Here is a 22,369-nt window from a genome sequence, read left to right as displayed (position 1 = left end):
ATCAGAGCCGGGCCGAACGTGCCATGGCGGCGCGTTTTTGATAATAGGCGACGTTTTGCTGGGCTTCGCGCGCGCGCTTTTCTTCGACATCGGCGCAGATCAGGTAATGGTGCTCGGCACGCTGCAGCCACCATTGGTGAATATTGCGCAGTAAAGGGTTGACTGAAAGCATGGCCAGTTCCTGGAAGCGGAGTTCTTTCTGTTTGAGCATGATGCACCTTGTCAGCAATGGCAATCGATAAAAACCTGCATCCCGTAACAAATGGAATTCATTCCGAGTCACAACATTTGCAAGTTTATTATTTGAAAAAATTTGCTTTTTGATTGCTGTCAATTTCTTTAGTCTTGCTTCGAACCAATGTTCTTTCAGATAACGTGCGTCAAGCGACGAAATTCCCCGTCAATCTCCCTATTTGCCGGCATGTTCACAGACATTGCTGAATTAGGGCGGCAGCTTACGTATAATGTGTCCGATCAACATCAAATTAACATCGATTACATTTCCAGGACAAAAGCGGTATGACCGATTTACAGACGAGCCTGATTGCAATTGGCGGTGCAATTGTTGTCGGTGTAATTTCCTACAATAAATGGCAGGAATATAAGGCCAAGAAAAATGTCGAGCGCGCTTTTTCCAGTGCGCCAGATGATGTGCTCATGCAGTCCGGTGCCGGCGGGCATGTTGCCGGCCAATCGCGCCATGAGCCAAGCCTCGACGGAGAAGCTGTTCCGGGGACTGGTGGCGTGGACACCGATAGTTCTGCGGATGCGAGTGCGGCAGCCGAAGCGGAAGCGTCCGAGGAAGCCTTGCGGGCAGCAGCGGCGCCCGTGCGCGACCTGCCGGTCGATTCCCTCGTCGATTGCCCCATTCCACTGGTGCTGGAAACCCCGGCGCACGGCGAAAAAATCATTCTTCCCCTGCAGGGGCTGCGTCATGTCGGCAACAAGCCGGTGCATTTCATTGGCCAGCGCAACGATGGCCAATGGGAGCCGATTGCGCACCGTGGCGTGTATACCGCGCTGCTGGCGGGCGTGCAACTGGCCAACCGCGGCAGCGCGCTGAACGAACTGGAATATTCCGAACTCGTCACGCGCTTGCGCCAGGTGGCCGATGAAATCAATGCCGAGCCGGAAGTGCCGGATATGACGGCGGTCATGACGGCTGCGCGCTCGCTGCACCAGTTCGTTGCCGAATACGATGCCAAGCTGAGCGTCAACGTGCAGTCCAACGGTGCGCCCTGGGCCATCAACACCTTGCTGGCGGCACTGGAGCGGCAGGGTTTCGACCTGCGTCCGGACGGCCGCCTGGTGATGCCGGATGGCGATGGTGGCGTGCTGTTTTCCTTGTCGACCAATGTCACGCTGGCGGCCGATACCACTTCGCGCCTGACCTTGCTGCTGGACGTGCCATGCGTGTCGCCGCAGCGCGACGGCTTCGGCGCCATGATCGCCTGCGCCAAGGCATTGGCGGCGCGCCTCGGCGGCACGGTGGTTGACGATGGCAGCCAGCCGCTCAGCGAAGATTCGCTGGCGGAAATCGCCCGCCAGGTCAATGCATTTTACGAAGACATGCAGGTCGCCGAAATCCCTGCCGGATCGGTCCGCGCCTTGCGCCTTTTTAACTGAGCATGCAGGACGAATTGTTTGCTGACGTGCCCGCGCGCGCGGCCTGGCTGCGCGCAGAACTCAACCGGCACGCCCATGCCTATTACGTGCTGGACAATCCCAGCATTCCCGATGCGGAATACGACAGACTCTTCCTCGAACTGAGCGCGCTGGAGCAGCAGCACCCCGAGTTGCGCAGCCCCGATTCGCCTACCCAGCGCGTGGGCGGCGCGCCGCTGCCGCAATTCGAGGCGGTGCGGCACTCGGTGCCGATGCTATCGCTTGGCAATGGCTTCGACGATGACGATGTCGTGGCCTTCGACCGCCGCGTGCGCGAGGGTTTGCGCGCCGATGGCGAAGTGGACTACGCCACGGAGCTGAAGTTCGACGGCCTGGCGATCAACTTGCGCTATGAAAACGGCATCCTGGTAGAAGCCGCCACCCGCGGTGATGGCGCCACTGGCGAAAACGTCACGGCAAATATCCGCACCATTCGCGCGATCCCTCTGCGCCTGCGCATGGAAAACCCGCCGACAGTGCTGGATGTTCGCGGCGAGGTGCTGATGTTCAAGGCCGACTTCGATCGGCTCAACACGCGCCAGCGCGATGCCGGGCAAAAGGAATTCGCCAATCCGCGCAATGCTGCTGCCGGCAGCCTGCGCCAGCTCGATTCACGGATCACGTCGCAGCGCGCGCTGCGGTTTTATGCCTATGGCATCGGCGTGCTGGAAGGCGCGGCCTTGCCGGACTCGCATGCAGCCTTGCTGGACTGGTTCGATGCCATCGGCATGCCGGTTTGCAAGGAACGTTCGATCGTTTCGGGTGCCGAGGGCTTGCTGGCGTTTTACCGCGATATCGGTGCGCGCCGGGCTGCCCTGCCGTACGAAATCGATGGCGTGGTGTACAAGGTCAACCGGCTGGCTGACCAGCAGCGCCTCGGGTTCGTCTCGCGTGCGCCGCGTTTTGCCATCGCGCACAAGTTTCCTGCCCAGGAAGCCTTGACTCTGGTGCAGGATATCGGCGTGCAGGTCGGCCGTACCGGCGCCATCACGCCGGTTGCGCGCCTGGCGCCGGTATCGGTGGGTGGCGTCACGGTGACCAATGCCACCCTGCACAACGAAGATGAAGTGCGGCGCAAGGATGTGCGCATTGGCGACACCGTGATCGTGCGCCGTGCCGGCGACGTCATTCCGGAAGTGGTTGCCGTGGTGCCGGAAAGGCGCCCGGCGGATGCCCGCGAATTCCTCATGCCGGCCGTTTGCCCGGTGTGCGGATCGGCCATCATTCGCGCCGAAGACGAGGCCGTGGCGCGCTGTTCCGGCGGCTGGACCAAGTGCGCCGCGCAAAAGAAGGGCGGCTTGCTACACTTCGTCTCGCGCCGCGCCATGGATATCGAAGGCCTGGGTGAACAACTGGTGGAGCAACTGGTGGACAGGCACGTCATCGCCACCGCCGCCGACCTCTACAAGCTGGGTTTTGCATCGCTGGCCGAACTGGAGCGCATGGCGGACAAGTCGGCGCGTAATGTCCTGAACGCCCTGGAAAAATCAAAATCCACTACACTGGCACGATTCATTTATGCATTGGGCATCCGGCACGTCGGTGAAGCAACAGCGAAGGAGCTGGCGCGCCATTTCGGCCGCATGGACTCTGTCATGGATGCCACCCTGGAGCAATTGCTGGAGGTGGCGGATGTCGGGCCAGTGGTTGCCGCATCCATACAGCAGTTTTTTGTCGATCCACTGAACCGGGAACTGGTCGAACAATTGCGCGCCGGCGGCGTGCACTGGGCCGAACATGAAGGCATCGCTGCGGCGGCGACGGATGCGGACAAGGTTGGCAGCGCTCTGCAAGGCAAGACATTTGTGCTGACAGGTACCTTGCCGAATCTGACGCGCGATGCCGCCGCCGCCATGATTGAGGCCGCCGGCGGCAAGGTGGCCGGCTCGGTGTCTAAAAAAACTGCTTATGTGGTGGCCGGCGAGGAAGCCGGCAGCAAGCTGGTCAAGGCTGCAGAGCTGGGAATCGCCATACTGGATGAAACAGGATTGATTGAATTGTTGAAAGGGATTTCATGAGAAAAATCAGAAAAGCGGTGTTTCCTGTGGCGGGTCTGGGGAGCCGTTTCTTGCCAGCGACCAAGGCGCAACCCAAAGAAATGCTGCCCATCGTCGACAAACCCCTGATCCAGTATGCGGTGGAGGAAGCAGTGGCCGCCGGCATCACGGAAATGATTTTCATCACCGGGCGCAACAAGCGCGCCATCGAAGACCATTTCGACAAGGCGTATGAACTGGAAGCCGAGCTCGAGTTGGCCGGCAAGCATGCCTTGCTTGAATCGATCCGCAACGTCATCCCGAAACACATCAATTGCATTTTTATCCGCCAGTCCGAGCCGCTCGGTCTTGGGCATGCCGTGCTGTGCGCACGCCCCGTCGTCAACGACGAGCCCTTTGCGGTATTGCTGGCCGACGATTTCATGGATGTCGATGAAGGGCAGACGCCGGTGCTGGCGCAAATGGTCGAACGCTACACCCGCGAGGGCGCCAGCATCCTCGCAGTGCAGGAAGTGCCGCGTGCAGAGACCAAGCAATACGGCATCGTCAGCGCCACGCCTTATCTCGACAATCTCGAGCGAGTGCATGGCATCGTGGAAAAGCCGCAGCCGGATGTCGCGCCCTCGACCCTGGCGGTGGTCGGGCGTTACGTGCTGAATTCATCGATTTTCGATCGCCTGGAGACACTGGGCAAGGGCGCCGGCGGCGAGATCCAGTTGACCGACGGCATCGCCGCACTGATGCAGGATGAGGCTGTGCTGGCGTATCGTTACGCCGGCCAGCGCTACGACTGCGGCTCCAAGCTCGGCTACCTCAAGGCGACCCTGGCGATCGGCATGAAGCATGCAGAAACCGGGCCTGCCTTTACGGAATACGTGCACAGCCTGAAATGAGCGTGCGGCCGATCCTGAAGATGGGCGATCCGCGCCTGCTGCAGCAGGCCGAGCCGGTGGCGCGCTTTGGCACGGCTGAACTGGAAGCGCTGATCGCCGACATGTTCGACACCATGCACGCAGCGAATGGCGCAGGCCTCGCCGCACCGCAGATCGGCGTCAACCTGCAGGTGGTGATCTTCGGCTTTGGCAGCAATGCGCGTTATCCCGAGGCGCCGCCCGTGCCGGAAACGGTGCTGATCAACCCGGTCCTTACGCCATTGTCGGAAGAAATGGAAGAGGGCTGGGAAGGCTGCCTGTCGGTGCCCGGCTTGCGTGGCATGGTGCCGCGCTTCAAACAATTGCGTTACGAAGGCGTCGACCGCAATGGCCATGCGATCCGGCGCGAGGTCGATGGCTTTCATGCGCGCGTGGTGCAGCATGAGTGCGACCACCTGGCCGGGATTCTTTACCCGATGCGGATCCGCGATTTCAGCAAATTCGGTTATACCGAGATCTTGTTTCCCGGCCTCGATGCGCGCCAGGAAGACTGAGCGTAATCCTGGCGGCGGCTGCGTTGCCCATGTACCTCAGAACTGTTCGTCTGCACCGAGATAGCGCCACTGGCCGGTGGGCAGGTTGCCCAGCTTGACGTTGCCGATGCGTACCCGCTTCAAGCCCAGCACCTTCAGTCCGACCGCCTCGCACATGCGGCGGATCTGCCGTTTTTTCCCCTCGCGCAGGATGAAGCGCAACTGGTCGTCGTTTTGCCATTCCACTTTTGCCGGCAGCAGTTTCTTGCCATCCAGCGACAGGCCATGGTTGAGCAACTTCAGCTCGGACTCCGGCAGCTTGCCGGGCTTGCCGTATTTGACCCGTACCAGGTATTCCTTTTCGATCGCCGTGTCTTCGCCGATCAATTGCTTGGCAACACGGCCGTCCTGGGTCAGGACGAGCAGGCCCACCGAATCGATGTCCAGGCGCCCGGCCGGCACCAGGCTGCGCAATTGTTTGGGATGGAATTGTTCCGGCGACTTGTCTTCGGCCCAGCGCGACTCGCCGTTGACCAGCACGACGGCCGGCTTGTAGCCATCTTCGGCCTGGCCGCTGACAAAGCCCATGGGCTTGTTGATCAGGATGGTAACGCGCTTGGATTGCTCGGCGCTGGCCTGGCGCTCGATGGTGATGCGCTGCTGCGGCAAGACCTTGCTGCCGAGCTCAGAGACGATATTGCCGTCCACGCGCACCCAGCCGCGCGCGATCCATTCATCGGCTTCGCGGCGCGAGCACAGGCCAAGTTCGGACATGCGCTTGGAAAGACGTAGGGGTTCTGTCATGGGTGATACCGTTTGAAAATGAATTACACGCGCAATGCTTCGAGGAGGTCGGTTTCAAGCTGGATCTGGCTGCGCGCATTGGCAAGGACGGGACCATCCACCAGGAAGACGTCCTCGACGCGCTCGCCCAGGGTCATGATCTTGGCGGTGTGCAAATTGAGCTTGTGCCGCGCCAGCACATTGGCGATCGAATACAGCAAGCCGTTGCGGTCGTTCGCCGATACCGACAGCAGGTAGTACTGGCCACGCTCGTCCGGGCGCAGGTCAACCGTCGGCGTAACAGGGAAGGTGCGCGACTGGCGCGACAGGCGTGCCTTGCACGGCGCCTGCATGGGCTGGTCTGACTGCAGGTCCTGCGTCAAGTCGTGTTCGATCAGGCTGATGATGTCGCGGTAGCTGGCGGCGAAGGCTGGCTCGGTGACGAGGAAGGTGTCCAGCGCATAACCATGGCGCGTGGTGTGGACCTTGGCGTCGATGATGCTGAAATTCTTGCAGTCGAAATAGCCGCAGATGCGCGTAAACAGGTCGGGACGGTCCTTGACATAGACGGTCACCTGCAGGCCTTCGCCGATCGGCGCCAGGCGGCACTTGACCACCGGTACCGGGCTTTCCGTCTTGTCGTACAGCGCGCGCGTCTGCCAGGCGACGTCGGAGGCGTCGTGCCGCAGGAAGTAGGCGACATCCAGATGGCGCCACAGCATTTCATGGGCATTTTCCGGCAAACCGTACAGCCGCAGCGACTTGAGCGCATCTTCCTGGCGGTTCTTCAGTTCGCGGTCGGTCGAATGGGCTTCGCCGCCAAGCACGCGCAGGGTCATGCGGTACAGGTCTTCCAGCAGCTTGCCTTTCCAGGCGTTCCATACCTTCGGGCTGGTGCCGCGGATATCGGCCACCGTCAGCAGGTAGAGCGCGGTCAGGTGGCGCGCATCGCCCATCTTTTTGGCGAAGGCAGCAATGACGTCCGGATCGGACAAGTCCTGCTTTTGCGCCACTTGCGACATCGTCAGGTGCTGCTCGACCAGGAATACCACCAGTTCTGTGTCGTCTTTTGAGATGCCATGGTCCTTGCAGAAACGGCGTGCATCCGCCATGCCGAGTTTCGAATGGTCGCCGCCGCGCCCTTTGGCGATGTCGTGAAAGAGGGCGGCGATGTAGAGCAGCCAGGGCTGGGCGAAATCGGCCATCAGCTGGCTGCAGAACGGGTATTCATGCGCATGCTCTGTCATGGTGAAGCGGCGCACATTGCGCACCACCATGAGGATGTGCTGGTCTACCGTGTAGGCATGGAACAGGTCATGCTGCATCTGGCCGATGATGCGGCGGAAATTCGGCAGGTAGCGTCCGAGGATGCTGGTCTGGTTCATGGAGCGCAGGGCATGGGTAATGCCCTGCGGCGCCTGGATAATCTGCAAAAACAGCGCGCGGTTGACCGGGTCGCGGCGGAAGCCGCCGTCGATGCGGAAACGCGCATGCCACAGGGCGCGCATGGTGCGCGCCGTCATGCCCTTGAATTCCGGATGCAGCGCGCGCAGCAGGAATACCTCCAGCATGGCCGAAGGCGTGGTGTCAAAGGTGTCGTCGCCGGCGATATCGAGGAAGCCGTTGACTTCATTGAAGCGTTCATTGACCGGATGCGGTTCGGCGGGTTGCGGAAACAGCTGCGCGCCGATGTTTTGCACCAGGATGGTATTCAGCTGGGTTGCTGCCTTGGCGGCCCAGTAGTAATGCTGCATGAGATATTCGCTGGCGCGGCGCTCTTCGGTGGCCTTGAAGCCAAAGGATTCGGCGACCGGCGTCTGCACGTCGAACACCAGGCGGTCTTCGCGGCGCCGGGTGTGCAGGTGCAGGCGGATACGGATATCCTTGAAGATCCGCTCGGTTCGCGTCAGCTGGCGCGCCTCGGTGGCGGTGATCAGGCCGCGCTCGGCGAGCTTGCGCCAGGAGTCGCCGAGTCCTGCAGCCTTGGCTACCCAGAGGATGACCTGGAGGTCGCGCAAGCCGCCCGGGCTTTCCTTGACATTGGGCTCCAGGCTGTAGGGCGTATCCTCATACTTGACGTGACGCTGCCGCATTTCCAGGGTTTTTGCCTGGAAGAAGGCTTGCGGGTTCATCGCCGCATGCAGGCGCTCGCACAAGGCCCGGAACAGCTTGCGGTTGCCGGTGACGACGCGCGCTTCCAGCAGGCTGGTTTGCACGGTGATGTCGGCCGCAGACTCGGTCAGGCATTCGTCGATCGTGCGGATGCTGTGGCCGATTTCCAGGCCGATATCCCAGAATAGCTGGACCAGTTCCTCGAGCTTGCCCTGCAGCTGCGCATCGGGCGCTGAGCCGAGCAGCACCAGAACGTCCACATCGGAATGCGGGAACAGCTCGCCGCGGCCATAGCCGCCCACCGCAACCAGGGCGGTATTGCCAGGGAAGCCGAAGGAATTCCACGCTTCCGTGAGGACGCCGTCAACGCAGCGCCGCAGGCTGGCCAGCAGGCGGTCCGGCTTGGGGTCCGCATCGAAAGCGGCAACGATGGCCTGCCGCTCGGCCTTGAGCTTTTCCTTGAGGATGAGCGCGGCCGACGCCATTGTTACGCGCCTGCCGCGCCAGCCGATCCCGGCTGGGTGATGAAGGCGGGTGGCGCCGGCATGTCGGGGGAGACGGTCAGGACTTCGAATCCGGTCTCGGTCACCAGGACCGTGTGTTCCCATTGCGCCGACAGGCTGCGATCCTTGGTCTTGATGGTCCAGCCGTCGCCCATCTCGCGGATTTCGCGGCGGCCGGCATTCAGCATGGGTTCCACCGTGAAAATCATGCCGGCTTCCAGGCGGTCCAGGGTGCCGGGGCGGCCATAATGCAGGACTTGCGGGTCTTCGTGGAAGACCTTGCCGATGCCGTGGCCGCAAAATTCGCGCACGATGCTGTAGCCGGCTTTTTCGGCATGCACCTGGATGGCGTGGCCGATATCGCCGAGGTGGGCGCCCGGCTTGATCTGGGCAATCCCCAGCCACATGCAGTCGTAGGTGGTTTCGGTCAGGCGGCGCGCCAGGATCGAGGGCTCGCCGATATAGAACATGCGGCTGGTGTCGCCATGGTAGCCATTCTTGATGACGGTGATGTCGAGATTGACGACGTCGCCGGGCTTGAGCACCTTGTCTCCCGGGATGCCGTGGCAGACCACGTCATTGACCGAGGTGCAGATCGCCTTCGGGTAAGGCGTGTAGCCTGGCGGACAGTAGTTCAGGGGCGCCGGGATGCTGTCTTGCACGTTTACCATGTATTCATGGCAAAGGCGGTCGATTTCGCCCGTGGTGACCCCGGGTTTGACAAAGGGGGTAATGTAGTCAAGCACTTCGGCTGCCAGTTTTCCGGCAACGCGCATGCCCTGGATATCTTCGGGAGTTTTGATGGAGATCATGGTGGTCCGGCAAATTGCGAAAAAAACGCGCAAAGGTAAGTAGTCAATAGGCGATTATAGACGAGTCGGCCATTAGTCGCCCAGCAAAGCCCCCGGACTTGAAGTGCGGGGCAAAATTAAGGTAGAATCTCGGGTTAGCTTGGACGACAAGCCAAGTTATCTTTTTTTAAATCGCGAATCCGCCCGCCAAGGGTGCCCGTCTCTGCAAGTCTTGCGGCCGGGTGACTGGGCGGATTCCAGTCCTAACCCTGGAGAAAAACATGGCAGTTACTATGCGTGAAATGCTGGAAGCCGGCATCCATTTCGGTCACCAAACCCGCTTCTGGAACCCCAAGATGGCACCGTACATCTTCGGCCATCGCAACAAGATCCACATCGTCAACCTGGAAAAAACCCTGGCCAAGTACCAGGAAGCGATGAAGTACATCAGCCAGTTGTCGGCCAACCGCGGCACCATCCTGATGGTCGGTACCAAGCGCCAGGCCCGCGACATCATCGCCGCTGAAGCGCAGCGCGCCGGCGTGCCTTTCGTCGACCAGCGCTGGCTGGGCGGCATGCTGACCAACTTCAAGACCATCAAGACCTCGATCAAGCGCCTGAAGGATATGGAAGTTGCCATCGCCGACGGTTCGGTCGAAAAGATGAGCAAGAAAGAAGCACTGATGTTTGCCCGCGAAATGGAAAAGCTGCAAAAATCCATCGGCGGCATCAAGGACATGGGTGGCATTCCTGACGCTATTTTCGTGATCGACGTCGGCTTCCACAAGGGCACGATCACCGAAGCCGCCAAGCTGGGCATCCCGGTCATCGGCGTGGTCGATACCAACCACTCGCCGGAAGGTGTGGCGTATGTCATCCCGGGTAACGATGACTCTTCCAAAGCGATCCAGTTGTATGCGCGCGGCGTGGCCGACGCCATCCTGGAAGGCCGTGCCAACGCCGTCAACGACGTTGTTGAAGCGGTCAAGGCTGGCGGCGACGAGTTCGTCGAGGTCAACGAGCAGGCTTAAGCCGCTCAGAGGCCGTCAGGCTTTAACCAAGGGGGCAACCGCGGTTCGCCCCTTTTTTGTAAATATTTTCCACGTCCGGCAGGACGTTAATTGAAGGAGAACGATATGGCGGCAATTACCGCAGCGATGGTGGGTGAACTGCGCGCGAAGACCGACGCGCCGATGATGGAATGCAAAAAGGCCCTGACCGAAGCCGAAGGCGATATGGCAAGGGCTGAAGAAATCCTGCGCGTCAAGCTGGGCAGCAAGGCTTCCAAAGCGTCTTCCCGCGTGACCGCCGAAGGCGTGGTGTCTGCATACATCAGCGGTGGTGTTGGTGCCCTGGTTGAAGTCAACTGTGAAACCGATTTCGTGACCAAGAACGATGACTTCATCGCCCTGGCCAATACCGTGGCCAAGCTGGTCGCCGAGAACAATCCGGCCGACGTGGCTGCGCTGTCGGCGCTGCCGCTGGACGGCAAGACCGTCGACGAAGTGCGCGCTGCATTGATCGGCAAGATCGGTGAAAACATGTCGATCCGCCGTTTCCAGCGCTTTGAAACCGCTTCCAAGCTGGTTTCTTACCTGCATGGCACCCGCATCGGCGTCATCGTCGAATTTGACGGTGCTGATGAGCAAGTCGGCAAGGATGTGGCAATGCACATCGCCGCGATGAAGCCGGTCGCGCTGTCGTCCGAGCAAGTGCCGGCCGACCTGATCGAGAAAGAGCGTTCGGTTGCCAGCCTGAAAGCGGCTGAAGATGCGGAAAAGGCCAAGGCGGAAGGCAAGACCCCGCAATCGGCTGAAATCGTTGCCAAGCGTATCGATGGTTCGGTGCAGAAATTCCTGAAGGAAGTCTCGCTGTTCAACCAGGCGTTTGTCAAGAACGACAAGCAAACCGTCGAGCAAATGCTCAAGGCAACCAGTTCCAGCGTGAAAGCCTTCACGATGTTCGTGGTTGGCGAAGGCATTGAAAAGAAGCAGGACGACTTCGCTGCCGAAGTGGCCGCCCAAGTCGCGGCAGCCAAGCAGGCTTAAGTTATACGGTAAGGCAAAAGGCGGGCCGAAAGGCCCGTTTTTTTAAGTCTGCTGCATGCCTGTATGACAATGCAGGCATGCAGTGTATGCGTTAAAGTAATGCAGTATCAGTAAAGTATCATTCAATCCGGAATTACCCTAGGAGCCCAGCCCATGACACAACCTGCCTACAAGCGCGTCCTTCTCAAGCTTTCCGGTGAGGCCCTGATGGGTGACGACGCCTACGGCATCAATCGCGCCACCATCGAGAGCATGGTGGCGGATGTGGCAGAAGTGGCGCGGCTTGGCGTGGAGCTGGCGATTGTGATCGGCGGCGGCAATATCTTCCGGGGCGTGGCGCCGGGAGCGCAGGGCATGGACCGCGCCACTGCCGATTACATGGGCATGCTTGCCACTGTCATGAATTCGCTGGCACTGGCCGATGCCATGCGCCAGGTCGGCCTCACCGCCCGCGTCATGTCGGCAATCGGCATCGAGCAGGTGGTGGAGCCCTACGTTCGCCCCAAAGCCCTGCAATACCTGGAAGAAGGCAAGGTCGTCGTGTTCGCTGCCGGCACCGGCAATCCCTTTTTTACGACCGACACCGCAGCAGCATTGCGCGGTTCCGAGATTGGCGCCGAAATCGTCCTGAAGGCGACCAAGGTGGATGGCGTCTACAGCGCCGACCCGAAAAAGGACCCGGGCGCCACACGCTACGCCACCATTACCTTTGATGAGGCAATTTCCAAGCACCTGCAAGTCATGGATGCCACCGCGTTTGCCTTGTGCCGCGACCAGAAGTTGCCAATCAAGGTGTTTTCCATCGTCAAGCCGGGCGCATTGAAGCGCGTCGTCCTGGGTGAAGACGAAGGCACACTGGTTCATTTGTAATTTGTAATTAATTCGTTGCAAGCAAGGAGAGCAGCATGAGTAATGCCGACGTCAAGAAAAACGCCGATCAGAAAATGCAGAAGTCCATCGAGACTCTGAAGGCCAACCTGGCCAAGGTGCGCACCGGGCGCGCCCACCCTGGCATTCTCGACCATATCATGGTGGATTATTACGGCACCCCGACGCAGTTGACCCAGGTGGCCAATGTTACGCTGGTCGATGCCCGTACCATCGGTGTGCAGCCATGGGAAAAGAAAATGGTCGCCGTGGTCGAAAAAGCCATTCGCGAATCCGACCTGGGTTTCAATCCCTCTACCCAGGGTGACCTGATCCGCGTGCCGACGCCGCCCCTGACCGAGGAGCGCCGCAAGGAAATCGTCAAGATGGTCAAGGGCGAAGCCGAAGATGCAAAAATTGCCGTTCGCAACATCCGCCGTGACGCCAATGAAGCCCTGAAAAAACTGGTCAAGGACAAGGCTTGCTCGGAAGACGATGAGCGCCGCACCCAGGATGAAGTGCAGAAACTGACCGACAAATTTGTGATTGAAATTGATAAATTGATCAGTGACAAAGAAAAAGAAATCATGACCGTTTAAATGCAGGTATAGTTATTTCTTCTAATATATATTTGGCATGGTTTTCATGACGCATTCGAGTTCCACACACGGGATTCCCGAGGCCGCTTCAGTGCCGCGCCATATCGCCATGATTATGGACGGCAACGGGCGCTGGGCGACCAAGCGCTTCCTGCCGCGCGTCGCCGGCCATGTCAAGGGCGTGGAGACTGTCCGCGACATCGTCGAGGCATGCGCTTCGCGTGGGGTGGGGTACCTGACCCTGTTTGCTTTCAGCTCGGAAAACTGGCGGCGTCCAGCCGATGAAGTCTCCTTTTTGATGAAGCTCTTCGTCAGCGCTCTGGAACGGGAAGTGGCGAAGATGCATGTCAATGGCATCCGCCTGAAGGTCGTTGGCGACCTCGGGCGTTTCGACGCCAAGCTGCAAAAAATGATTGCCGACGCCGAGCGCAAGACTGCCGGCAACACGCGCCTGACCCTGACCATCTGCGCCAACTATGGCGGCCGCTGGGACATCCTGCAAGCCACCGGCAAGATGGCGGAGGCCAATCCGGGCGTTACCGAATTTACCGAAGAGATGCTGGCGCCGCACCTGGCCATGGCGTATGCGCCTGAGCCTGACCTGTTCATCCGCACCGGCGGCGAAGAGCGCATTTCAAATTTCCTGCTGTGGCAGATGGCCTATTCCGAGCTGTATTTTACCGATACCTTCTGGCCTGATTTCGACGCGGCTGCGCTGGACCTGGCAATTGCGTCCTACCAGAAGCGCGAGCGCCGTTTTGGACGCACCAGCGCCCAGCTGGTCGAGCACAAGAAAGCTTCCTGATGCTGAAAACGCGCGTTCTCACGGCGCTGGCCCTGCTTGCGCTGCTCTTGCTTGTCGTCTATTCCGGTTCTTTCCTGGCATTCGTCATCGTTGCGGCAGTCTTCCTTGGGGCGGCCATGTGGGAAGCCTTCCGCCTGTTCGGTAATCGCCAGCCGGTCGTCGGCGCGGTCATCTGGACGATCGCGTTCGGCGTGATCGTGCTTTACCAGGGTAATTTTTCTCCTTCGCTGCTCTTTATTGCCTGCGTGGCGATCTGGGCGTTGCGCCTGGTGCCTTCCCTGGGGACCGGATTGCCGCCGCTGGATGGCGTGCGCAACCGTCTTCTCGCGGCGCTTTACTGCATTGCCATCCTCGGTTGCTTCGTTGCGATCCTTTACCTGTACCAGTATTCCCCCCTGTACCTGCTGTCGGTGATGGCGATCGTCTGGGTCGCGGACATTGGCGCCTATTTTTCCGGGCGCGCTTTCGGCAAGCGCAAGCTGGCGCCGTCGATCTCACCCGGCAAATCCTGGGAGGGCGCCATCGGCGGCGGGGTGGCAGTACTGCTGCTGAGCGCGCTGTGCGTCATGACGCCGGCGCTGCAAGGGACGTTTTCCGCGCGCCTGCAAGCCAGTTGGGGCTGGGTGGGCTGGCTGCTGGTGCTGAGCTTGCTGGTGGCGGCCAGCGTCGTTGGCGACCTGGTGGAGTCGCAACTGAAGCGCCGCGCCGCCATGAAAGACAGCAGCAATCTGTTGCCCGGGCACGGCGGCGTTCTTGACCGCATCGATGCGCTGATCCCGGTGCTGCCGCTGGCGATGCTCTTCCATTCCCGGTTTTAAGTTTCATTCAGCATGCAAACCATTACCATCCTCGGATCGACCGGTTCCATCGGCGTATCCACCCTCGACGTGATCGCGCGTCATCCCGACCGTTACCGTGTTTTCGCGCTGACTGCGCATTCCAGGGTGGCGGAGCTGGCGCAGCAGTGCCGGCAATTTCGCCCCCAGGTGGCGGTAGTGGGAAGCGCTGCTGCGGCGAAAGAACTTGCGGACCTGTTGCGCGAAATGGGGTTGCCGACCCAGGTGGAATACGGCCAGCATGCCTTGTGCGCGGTGGCCAGCGCTGCCGGATGCGACACCGTCATGGCGGCAATCGTCGGCGCGGCAGGCCTGGAGCCAAGCCTGGCAGCGGCGCGTGCCGGCAAGAAGTTGCTTTTGGCAAACAAAGAAGCGCTGGTCATGTCCGGCCAGATGTTCATGGACGCCGTGAACGAGAATGGCGCCACCTTGCTGCCGATCGACAGCGAGCACAATGCAATTTTCCAGTGCCTGCCGCAATCCTTTGGCCGCGCTCCTGAAGACCATGGCGTGGCGAAGATTGTCCTGACCGCATCCGGCGGGCCATTCCTGCGGCGCGATGTCGCAACCCTGGAAGCGGTCACGCCGGAAGAAGCCGTGGCCCACCCGAACTGGGTCATGGGGCGCAAGATTTCGGTCGATTCGGCCACCATGATGAACAAGGGCCTGGAAGTGATCGAGGCGCACTGGCTGTTTGGCGCGCCTGCCGAGAAGATCGAGGTGCTGATCCATCCGCAAAGCGTGATCCACTCCATGGTGTCGTATGTCGACGGCTCGCTGCTGGCCCAGCTGGGCAATCCCGACATGCGCACGCCGATTGCGCACGCACTGGCTTATCCGGAACGCATCGCCTCAGGCGTGGAACCGGTAGATCTGGTTAAAATAGGGCAGCTGCATTTCCTGGCCCCGGATTTTCAGCGTTTTCCCTGCCTGAAGCTGGCGTATGATGCGCTGAACGAGGGCGGTTCGACCGCTGCGGTATTGAATGCCGCCAATGAAGTGGCGGTCCAGGCATTCCTGGACCGGGAAATCGGCTTTCGGAAAATCGATCAACTCATACATAGGGTGATGGACAGGCTGCCAGGGCGCGCCGTTTCCGGTCTCGAAGACTTGCTCGAACAAGACCGCGAAGCGCGCCGCCTGGCACGCGACTGCCTCATAGCATGACATGAACCTGCTGCAGACCCTACTCGCGTTCATTTTCGTCCTTGGCACCCTGATCGTGGTGCACGAGCTGGGCCATTACTGGATCGCGCGCTGGTGCGGTGTCAAGGTCCTGCGCTTCTCGGTCGGCATGGGCAAGGTCCTCTGGTCGCGCCGGATCGGGCCGGACCGCACCGAATGGGCGCTGTCGGCCCTGCCGTTCGGCGGCTATGTGAAGATGCTCGACGCCCGCGAAGAAGATGTCTCGGGCCTGCCGCCGGAAGACCTGGCGCGCGAATTCACCCGGCAAAGCGTCTGGAAGCGCATCGCCATCGTGGCGGCTGGTCCGCTGGCAAATTTTCTGCTGGCGATCGTCATTTTCACGGGCCTGTACATCAACGGCATTCCAGAGCCGGCGCCGCTGCTGCGAACCGTGCCGGCCAGCACCGCGGCGCATGAGGCAGGCTTGCGCGGCGGCGAACTGGTGACGGCCATCAATGGCGAACCCGTGCAGATCTGGTCGGACATGCGCTGGCAACTGATCCAGCTCGCAGTGGCGAAACAGGCTGCCGTGCTGGAGGTGCGACGTACCCGGACAGACACGGCTTCCTACACGGTAACGCTGCCGCTCGACAGCATTGGTGCGCAGGACCTGGAAGGCGATTTTCTTGGCAAACTCGGCCTGGACCTGGCCCGCCCGCGCGCGATTTTCGGCAAGCTTGCGGAAAATGGTCCTGCGATGATGGCAGGTTTTCGCCAAGGCGACGTGATCCTTGCAGTGGATGGCGTGGCGATCAAGGATGGCGTGGCACTGATCGAGCTGGTGCGGGCATCGCCCGGAAAATCCTTGCGCATGCGGGTGCTGCGCGATGGCCGCGAGCTGGACCTTGCAGTCACGCCGCTGGCGCGCGAGCAGGGCGGAAAGACCATCGGCCAGATCCAGGTTGAAATCCCGGTGGCGCCGGAAATGGTCACGGCTAGTTCGCCGCCATTCGCGGCAGTCACCAAGGCAGTGCAGCGTACCTGGGATTCCAGTGTGTTAACGCTGAAAATGCTTGGTAAAATGCTGGTTGGCGAGCTGTCATGGAAAAATATCTCCGGGCCGATCACCATCGCGGATTATGCTGGCCAGACCGCGCGCATCGGTATCATCAGTTACCTGAGCTTCATTGCCCTCATCAGCATTAGCCTGGGTGTGATGAATTTGCTACCCATTCCGGTGCTGGACGGTGGCCATTTACTGTATTATTCGCTGGAAGTTTTGACCGGACGACCCTTGTCCGAGCGAGTGGGAGAAATTGCGCAACGCGCCGGCGTCGGCATTCTCATGGCATTGATGGCGGTGGCGGTGTTCAACGACATCGTGCGCCTCATGTCCTGAGCCCGGCTTGTCTTGCGGGCTTTGCGCATTGCTACACAAGAAAATTGAAAACGAACGACTGCTAATGAAATTACATCCTGCGCGTATTGCCCTGCCATCTTTCCCCCGCCGTCTGATCGCTGTCGCTGCCTTCGCCCTGTGTTCGGGCCAGGCGCTGGCGGCCGAGCCGTTTGTCGTCAAGGATATTCGCGTCGAGGGTATCCAGCGTACCGAAGCCGGTACGGTGTTCAGTTATTTGCCGGTGCGGGTTGGCGAGACCTTTACCGATGAAAAGGGCTCCGCCGCCATCAAGGCGCTGTACGCGACCGGCTTTTTCAAGGATGTGCGCATCGAGTCCGAGGGCAATGTCCTGGTGGTGATGGTCGAGGAACGTCCTGCCATCGCCAGCGTCGATTTTTCCGGCATCAAGGAATTCGACAAGGAACAGCTGACCAAGGCCCTGAAGGAGATCGGCCTGGCGGAATCGCGCATTTTCGACCGCGCAATGGTCGACCGCGCCGAGCAGGAACTGAAGCGGCAATACCTGTCGCGTGGCCTGTACGGGGCGAAAGTTACCACCACCGTGACCCCGATCGAGCGTAACCGCGTCAACATCACCTTTGCCGTGGACGAGGGCGATGCAGCCCGCATCAAGCAAATCACTTTTGTCGGCAACAAGGTCTACAGCGACAAGGAATTGCATGGCTTGCTGAACCTGACGACGCCGGGCTGGTTTACCTGGTACACCAAGTCCGACCAGTACACTAAGCAAAAGCTGACTGGCGACATTGAAAGCATCAAGTCCCATTACCTGAACAACGGTTACCTGGAGATGCAGATCGAATCGACGCAAGTGTCGATTTCGCCGGACAAGAAAGATATCTACATCACCGTCAACATCAACGAAGGCGAGAAATTCAAGGTCGCCGATGTCAAGCTCGAGGGTGAGTTGCTCGGCCGTGAAGCGGAATTGAAGTCGCTGGTCGAGTTGAAGAAGGGCGATGTCTATTCCGGCGAGAAGCTGGCCGAGAGCGTCAAGAAGATTTCCGAGCGCATGGGGACATTCGGCTATGCTTTCGCCAATGTCAATGCCAATCCCGAGATCAACCGTGAAAAGCGCGAAGTCGCTTTCACCGTGTTCATCGACCCGGGCAAGCGCGTGTACGTGCGCCGCATCAACGTCGCCGGCAATACCATCACGCGCGACGAAGTCGTGCGACGTGAATTCCGCCAGTTTGAAAGTTCCTGGTATGACGGCGACAAGATCAAGAACTCGCGCAACCGCGTTGACCGCCTCGGTTACTTCAATGAAGTCAATATCGAGACGCCTGAGGTGCCGGGCACGAGCGACCAGGTAGATGTGAACGTTTCCGTGGTCGAAAAGCCAACCGGGACATTGTCGCTGGGCGCCGGTTTCTCCAGCAGCGAACGGATGACCTTGTCGGCCTCGGTGCACCAGGCCAATGCCTTTGGCAGCGGCAAGACACTTGGCGTCGATGTGAATACGAGCAAGTACAACCGCACCATCGCCTTCTCGCATGTCGATCCGTATGTGACCGACGACGGCATCAGCCGCAGCCTGGAAGTGTTTTACCGTACCAGCCGCCCGCCGCTGGTCAATACGGGTGAATACAAGATCGTCACGACTGGCGGCAGCATCATGCATGGCGTGCCGTTTACCGAACTGGATACCATCTACTTCGGCATCGGCGTCGAGCGTACCAAGGTCGAGACCTATTTTGGCGTGCCGGGGTTCAACGACAGTCCACAGGTTTATCGCGATTATGTCGCGGCATTTGGTGCGAGCGGTCCATGTACGGCAGCGGTTGTTCCCGCCAACAGCATATGTAGCGCCACCACGACCAGTTTTCCGCTGACAGCAGCCTGGCAGCGCGATAGTCGCGATAGCGTGCTGACCCCGACCACAGGCCAGTATCAACGCGCCAACCTTGAAGTGGCGGCCTTCGGTGACCAGCGGTATTACCGCGGGGTTTATCAGTATCAGCAATTTTTGCCGGTCTTCCGGACGATGACATTGGCACTCAATGGCGAACTGGATTACGGTGCCGGCATGGGTGGCAAACCTTACCCCGTGTTCAAGAATTTTTACGCTGGCGGTATCGGCTCGGTGCGCGGTTTTGAGGGTTCTTCGCTGGGACCGCGTTCAGCGGCGACGGCAAACAATCCGCAGGGCGATGCGCTGGGCGGTTCCAAGCGCATCATTGCCAACGTGGAGTTTCAAGTGCCGTTTTCCGGGCGTGACCGCAGCTTGCGCTGGTTCACGTTCCTTGACGCCGGCAACGTTTTTGCCGAAAACCAGAAGATCAAGACCGGCGACCTGCGCTATTCCGGCGGTCTGGGCATCAGCTGGATTTCGCCGATCGGCCCTTTGAAAATCAGTTACGGCAAGCCTTTCAATGCCAAGCCGGGCGACCTGACGCAGAACTTCCAGTTCCAGCTGGGTACCGGCTTCTAAGGGCGTAGTGGCATAATAAGCGTTTTGTGTTGTAGTTCGGATTCGGAGAAATACCTAGATGTCGAAAGCATATTCAATTACCTGGATTAAATGCGCAGCGTTGGCCGCGGCTTGTTTCTTGCCTTTGGCAAGTGCCCATGCGCAAGATGCCAAAATCGGATTCGTCAGCACGGAACGCATTTTCCGCGAAGCAGTGCCTGCCAAAACGGCGCAGGCCAAGATCGAGCAGGAATTTTCCAAGCGCGACCGCGAATTGCAGGACATGGCGGCACGCCTGAAAACCATTTCGGAGCGCCTGGACAAGGATGCGGCCGTGCTGTCCGAATCCGACCGCATGCGTCGCCAGCGCGAATTGACGGACCTCGACAAGGATTTTCAGCGCAAGCAGCGCGAATTCCGGGAAGACCTCAACCAGCGCCGCAACGAGGAACTGGCCGTGGTGCTCGAGCGCACCAACAAGGTGATCAAGCAGATTGCCGAAGCTGAAAAATACGATATCGTGTTCCAGGAAGCCGTCTACGCCAGCCCGCGCATCGATATCACTGACAAGGTATTGAAAGCACTGAACAAGTAAGCATCCTTTCCATCCCGGGAAAGATCGGCCTTGCGCCGCTCTTTCCCATCATTTTTTTGAGGGTCTGTGATGAGCATCCTGCTTAAGGACCTGGTCGAACGCCTGGGTGGCCAATTGATCGGTGATGCGACGATCGAGGTCGTCGGTATTGCACCGCTGGGCGAGGCGGACCAGTCGCACGTCACCTTTCTTTCCACTTCGAAGTTGCGTGCCCAGGCGGCCCGGACCCGGGCGGCGGCCTTGATCCTCTCCCCCGGCGAAAATGACGCCCTGGGAGCGGATTACCAGGGCGCGCGCATTGTTTCCGATAATCCCTACGCCTATTTTGCCCGGACGGCGCAATATTTCGCCAGCCTCAAGGCCGTGGCCGCAAAGCAGGGAATCCATGCCAGCGCCGTGGTCGATCCGGCAGCGCAGATCTCGGATGATGCCAGCATCGGTCCCCAGGCTGTCATCGAGGCGGATGCACATATCGGCGCCGGCGCGGTGATCGGTGCCGGTTGCTTCATTGGCCGCGGCGCGAAGATCGGCGCCGGCACCCGATTGCATTCACGGGTGAGTTTTTACGATGCTTGTGAAATCGGCGCGCGCGGCATCGTCCACTCCGGTGCGGTCATCGGCGCCGACGGCTTCGGCTTTGCCAGTGACAAGGGCACCTGGGTCAAGATCCCGCAGACCGGGCGGGTGGTCATCGGCGACGATGTCGAGATCGGCGCCAATACCACAATCGACCGCGGCGCCATGGCGGACACGGTCATTGAGGATGGCGTCAAGCTCGATAACCAGATCCAGATCGGTCACAACTGCCATGTCGGCGCGCATACGCTGATGTCGGGCTGCACCGGTGTCGCCGGCAGCGCGAAAATCGGCAAGCATTGCACCTTTGGCGGCGCGGCGATGGTCCTCGGCCACCTCAGTATTGCTGACCATGTCACGATTTCGTCGGGCAGCTTCGTGTCGCGCACCATTTCGCAGCCCGGGTTTTATACCGGTATCTACCCGTTGGCGAAGAACGCGGACTGGGAAAAATCCGCAGTCATCGTGCGCAATTTGCCGGCGATGCGTGAGAAAATCCGGGAGCTTGAGAAAATTGTCAAATCCTTAACAGAAGAGTCAGAATGAACGCCCCTGAAATGAAAACCCTCGATATTTGCCAGATCAAGGAATACCTGCCGCACCGTTACCCGCTATTGCTGGTGGACCGCGTGCTGAACTGGGAAGCAGGCAAGTCGATCACCGCCATCAAGAATGTCACGGTCAACGAAGAATTTTTCAACGGCCATTTCCCGCACAAGCCGGTCATGCCGGGCGTGCTGATGATCGAGGCGATGGCGCAGACGGCTGCCTTGCTATCGTTCCTGACCATGGGCGTCAAGCCCGATGACAGCAGCGTGGTGTATTTCCTCGGCATTGACGGCGCCCGTTTCAAGCGTCCGGTCGGCCCCGGCGACCAGCTGAAGATGGAAGTGGAAATCCTGCGCAACGCGCGTGGCATCTGGAAGTACAAGGCGGTTGGGTCCGTCGACGGTCAGGTCGCCCTCGAAGCCGAGCTCATGTGCACCATGCGCAGTACAGCGGATTCGAGCCAGCCGGCGGGCCAGTAAGCATGAGCAGGATTCATTCGACCGCGATTGTCGATCAGCAGGCGCAACTTGACGATTCCGTCGAGGTGGGCGCGTATACGGTGATTGGTCCGCACGTGAAAATCGGCGCTGGCACGAAAGTCGGGCCGCACGTGGTCATCGAAGGCCATACGACGATCGGCTGCGACAACCAGATTTTCCAGTTTGCCTCGCTTGGCGCCGCGCCGCAGGACAAGAAATTTGCAGGCGAGCCGACCCGGCTGGAAATTGGCGACCGCAATACCATTCGCGAATTCTGCACCTTCAACCTCGGTACCGTGCAGGATGCCGGCGTCACGCGTATCGGCAACGATAACTGGATCATGGCGTATGTGCATATCGCCCATGACTGCCAGCTCGCCAACAATATCATCCTCGCCAATAACGCCACGCTCGCAGGCCATGTCCACCTGGGCGACTGGGTATTTTTGGGCGGCTTTTCGACTGTCCACCAGTTCTGCCATATCGGCGCGCATGCCATGACGGCCTTTACAGCAGCCGTCAGCCAGGACGTGCCGCCGTTTGTCACGGCCGCAGGCAACCGCGCGGTTCCGGCCGGCATCAATTCGGAAGGCCTGAAGCGCCGCGGTTTCACGCCCGAGCAGATTGCTGCAATCAAGCGCGCCTACAAGCTGGTGTATCGCGCCGGCCTGTCGCTGGACGATGCCAAGGCGGCATTGGTGCAGGAAGAAGGCAAGTCGCCGGAAGCCGCTGCGCATATCCGCCTGTTGCGTGAATTCCTGGAATCCAGCAGCCGTGGCATCATCCGCTAAGCTTTCCCTG

At 59.9% G+C, this 22,369-nt stretch carries 21 protein-coding genes; 17 read left to right on the top strand and 4 right to left on the bottom strand.

Features of this window, described 5'->3' with window-relative positions; genetic code table 11:
• Position 1: 1 nt before the first annotated feature.
• Positions 2 to 211 (bottom strand): hypothetical protein, encoded by a 210-nt coding sequence (locus EKL02_RS10845; protein WP_128902062.1) that lies wholly within the window; start codon positions 209 to 211, stop codon positions 2 to 4.
• A 308-nt stretch (positions 212 to 519) separates the two neighbouring features.
• Here EKL02_RS10845 and EKL02_RS10840 point away from each other — a divergent pair, with 308 nt between their 5' ends.
• Genes EKL02_RS10840 through def form a run of 4 tightly spaced genes read left to right on the top strand, consistent with a single transcriptional unit; the run spans position 520 to position 5,088 of the window.
• On the top strand, positions 520 to 1,626 hold the full coding sequence (locus EKL02_RS10840; RefSeq protein WP_128902061.1) for a cell division protein ZipA C-terminal FtsZ-binding domain-containing protein: 1,107 nt from the start codon (positions 520 to 522) through the stop codon (positions 1,624 to 1,626).
• Between the two features lie 2 nt (positions 1,627 to 1,628).
• Positions 1,629 to 3,683, top strand: a complete 2,055-nt coding sequence (gene ligA, locus EKL02_RS10835; RefSeq protein WP_128902060.1) for an NAD-dependent DNA ligase LigA — start codon at positions 1,629 to 1,631, stop codon at positions 3,681 to 3,683.
• A complete protein-coding gene (galU, locus tag EKL02_RS10830; RefSeq protein WP_128902059.1) occupies positions 3,680 to 4,555 on the top strand; it encodes a UTP--glucose-1-phosphate uridylyltransferase GalU in 876 nt (291 codons plus the stop codon). The genes ligA and galU overlap by 4 nt, the downstream gene beginning before the upstream one ends.
• The gene (gene def, locus EKL02_RS10825) at positions 4,552 to 5,088 is read left to right on the top strand and encodes a peptide deformylase (protein WP_128902058.1); all 537 of its coding nucleotides are present in this window, start codon (positions 4,552 to 4,554) and stop codon (positions 5,086 to 5,088) included. Before galU ends, def begins: the two co-directional genes overlap by 4 nt.
• A 36-nt stretch (positions 5,089 to 5,124) precedes the next feature.
• On the opposite strand, the gene EKL02_RS10820 is transcribed toward def, so the two are convergent.
• From EKL02_RS10820 to map, 3 genes are read right to left on the bottom strand one after another with little or no spacing between them, the layout of a single operon-like run.
• The gene (locus tag EKL02_RS10820) at positions 5,125 to 5,871 is read right to left on the bottom strand and encodes a pseudouridine synthase (protein ID WP_128902057.1); all 747 of its coding nucleotides are present in this window, start codon (positions 5,869 to 5,871) and stop codon (positions 5,125 to 5,127) included.
• Between the two features lie 23 nt (positions 5,872 to 5,894).
• Entirely contained in the window at positions 5,895 to 8,447 is a 2,553-nt protein-coding gene (locus EKL02_RS10815; protein ID WP_128902056.1) for a [protein-PII] uridylyltransferase, read from the bottom strand.
• Between the two features lie 2 nt (positions 8,448 to 8,449).
• A complete protein-coding gene (gene map, locus EKL02_RS10810; protein ID WP_128902055.1) occupies positions 8,450 to 9,277 on the bottom strand; it encodes a type I methionyl aminopeptidase in 828 nt (275 codons plus the stop codon).
• A gap of 260 nt (positions 9,278 to 9,537) precedes the next feature.
• On the opposite strand from map, the gene rpsB reads away from it, so the two are divergent.
• From rpsB to lpxA, 13 genes are all read left to right on the top strand, one after another.
• Entirely contained in the window at positions 9,538 to 10,287 is a 750-nt protein-coding gene (rpsB, locus tag EKL02_RS10805; protein ID WP_128902054.1) for a 30S ribosomal protein S2, read from the top strand.
• Positions 10,288 to 10,392: 105 nt separating this feature from the next.
• Entirely contained in the window at positions 10,393 to 11,304 is a 912-nt protein-coding gene (gene tsf / locus EKL02_RS10800) for a translation elongation factor Ts (RefSeq protein ID WP_128902053.1), read from the top strand.
• A 153-nt stretch (positions 11,305 to 11,457) separates the two neighbouring features.
• Positions 11,458 to 12,174, top strand: a complete 717-nt coding sequence (gene pyrH / locus EKL02_RS10795; protein WP_128902052.1) for a UMP kinase — start codon at positions 11,458 to 11,460, stop codon at positions 12,172 to 12,174.
• Between the two features lie 35 nt (positions 12,175 to 12,209).
• Positions 12,210 to 12,770 (top strand): ribosome recycling factor, encoded by a 561-nt coding sequence (frr, locus tag EKL02_RS10790; protein ID WP_128902051.1) that lies wholly within the window; start codon positions 12,210 to 12,212, stop codon positions 12,768 to 12,770.
• A 46-nt stretch (positions 12,771 to 12,816) separates the two neighbouring features.
• Positions 12,817 to 13,575 carry a polyprenyl diphosphate synthase gene (gene uppS, locus EKL02_RS10785; RefSeq protein ID WP_128902050.1) on the top strand — a complete coding sequence of 253 codons (759 nt, stop codon included), beginning with the start codon at positions 12,817 to 12,819 and terminating at the stop codon, positions 13,573 to 13,575.
• Positions 13,575 to 14,393, top strand: coding sequence for a phosphatidate cytidylyltransferase (locus EKL02_RS10780; RefSeq protein ID WP_128902049.1), 819 nt, complete (start codon positions 13,575 to 13,577; stop codon positions 14,391 to 14,393). The genes uppS and EKL02_RS10780 overlap by 1 nt, the downstream gene beginning before the upstream one ends.
• A 12-nt stretch (positions 14,394 to 14,405) precedes the next feature.
• Positions 14,406 to 15,578 (top strand): 1-deoxy-D-xylulose-5-phosphate reductoisomerase, encoded by a 1,173-nt coding sequence (gene ispC / locus EKL02_RS10775; protein WP_128902048.1) that lies wholly within the window; start codon positions 14,406 to 14,408, stop codon positions 15,576 to 15,578.
• A gap of 1 nt (position 15,579) precedes the next feature.
• Positions 15,580 to 16,935 carry an RIP metalloprotease RseP gene (gene rseP, locus EKL02_RS10770; RefSeq protein ID WP_128902047.1) on the top strand — a complete coding sequence of 452 codons (1,356 nt, stop codon included), beginning with the start codon at positions 15,580 to 15,582 and terminating at the stop codon, positions 16,933 to 16,935.
• 64 nt (positions 16,936 to 16,999) lie between these two features.
• Positions 17,000 to 19,390, top strand: a complete 2,391-nt coding sequence (gene bamA / locus EKL02_RS10765) for an outer membrane protein assembly factor BamA (protein ID WP_128902046.1) — start codon at positions 17,000 to 17,002, stop codon at positions 19,388 to 19,390.
• Between the two features lie 58 nt (positions 19,391 to 19,448).
• Positions 19,449 to 19,964 (top strand): OmpH family outer membrane protein, encoded by a 516-nt coding sequence (locus tag EKL02_RS10760; protein ID WP_128902045.1) that lies wholly within the window; start codon positions 19,449 to 19,451, stop codon positions 19,962 to 19,964.
• Between the two features lie 69 nt (positions 19,965 to 20,033).
• On the top strand, positions 20,034 to 21,086 hold the full coding sequence (gene lpxD, locus EKL02_RS10755) for a UDP-3-O-(3-hydroxymyristoyl)glucosamine N-acyltransferase (protein WP_128902044.1): 1,053 nt from the start codon (positions 20,034 to 20,036) through the stop codon (positions 21,084 to 21,086).
• The gene (gene fabZ / locus EKL02_RS10750; RefSeq protein ID WP_241687692.1) at positions 21,083 to 21,568 is read left to right on the top strand and encodes a 3-hydroxyacyl-ACP dehydratase FabZ; all 486 of its coding nucleotides are present in this window, start codon (positions 21,083 to 21,085) and stop codon (positions 21,566 to 21,568) included. Before lpxD ends, fabZ begins: the two co-directional genes overlap by 4 nt.
• A gap of 2 nt (positions 21,569 to 21,570) precedes the next feature.
• A complete protein-coding gene (gene lpxA / locus EKL02_RS10745) occupies positions 21,571 to 22,359 on the top strand; it encodes an acyl-ACP--UDP-N-acetylglucosamine O-acyltransferase (RefSeq protein WP_128902043.1) in 789 nt (262 codons plus the stop codon).
• Positions 22,360 to 22,369: the final 10 nt, after the last annotated feature.

Origin of the sequence: Janthinobacterium sp. 17J80-10 (genome assembly GCF_004114795.1) — a bacterium.
Lineage (GTDB): Bacteria > Pseudomonadota > Gammaproteobacteria > Burkholderiales > Burkholderiaceae_D > Paucimonas.
Note: the sequence above shows the minus strand (reverse complement) of the source record. Positions and strands in the feature narration are given on the sequence as shown.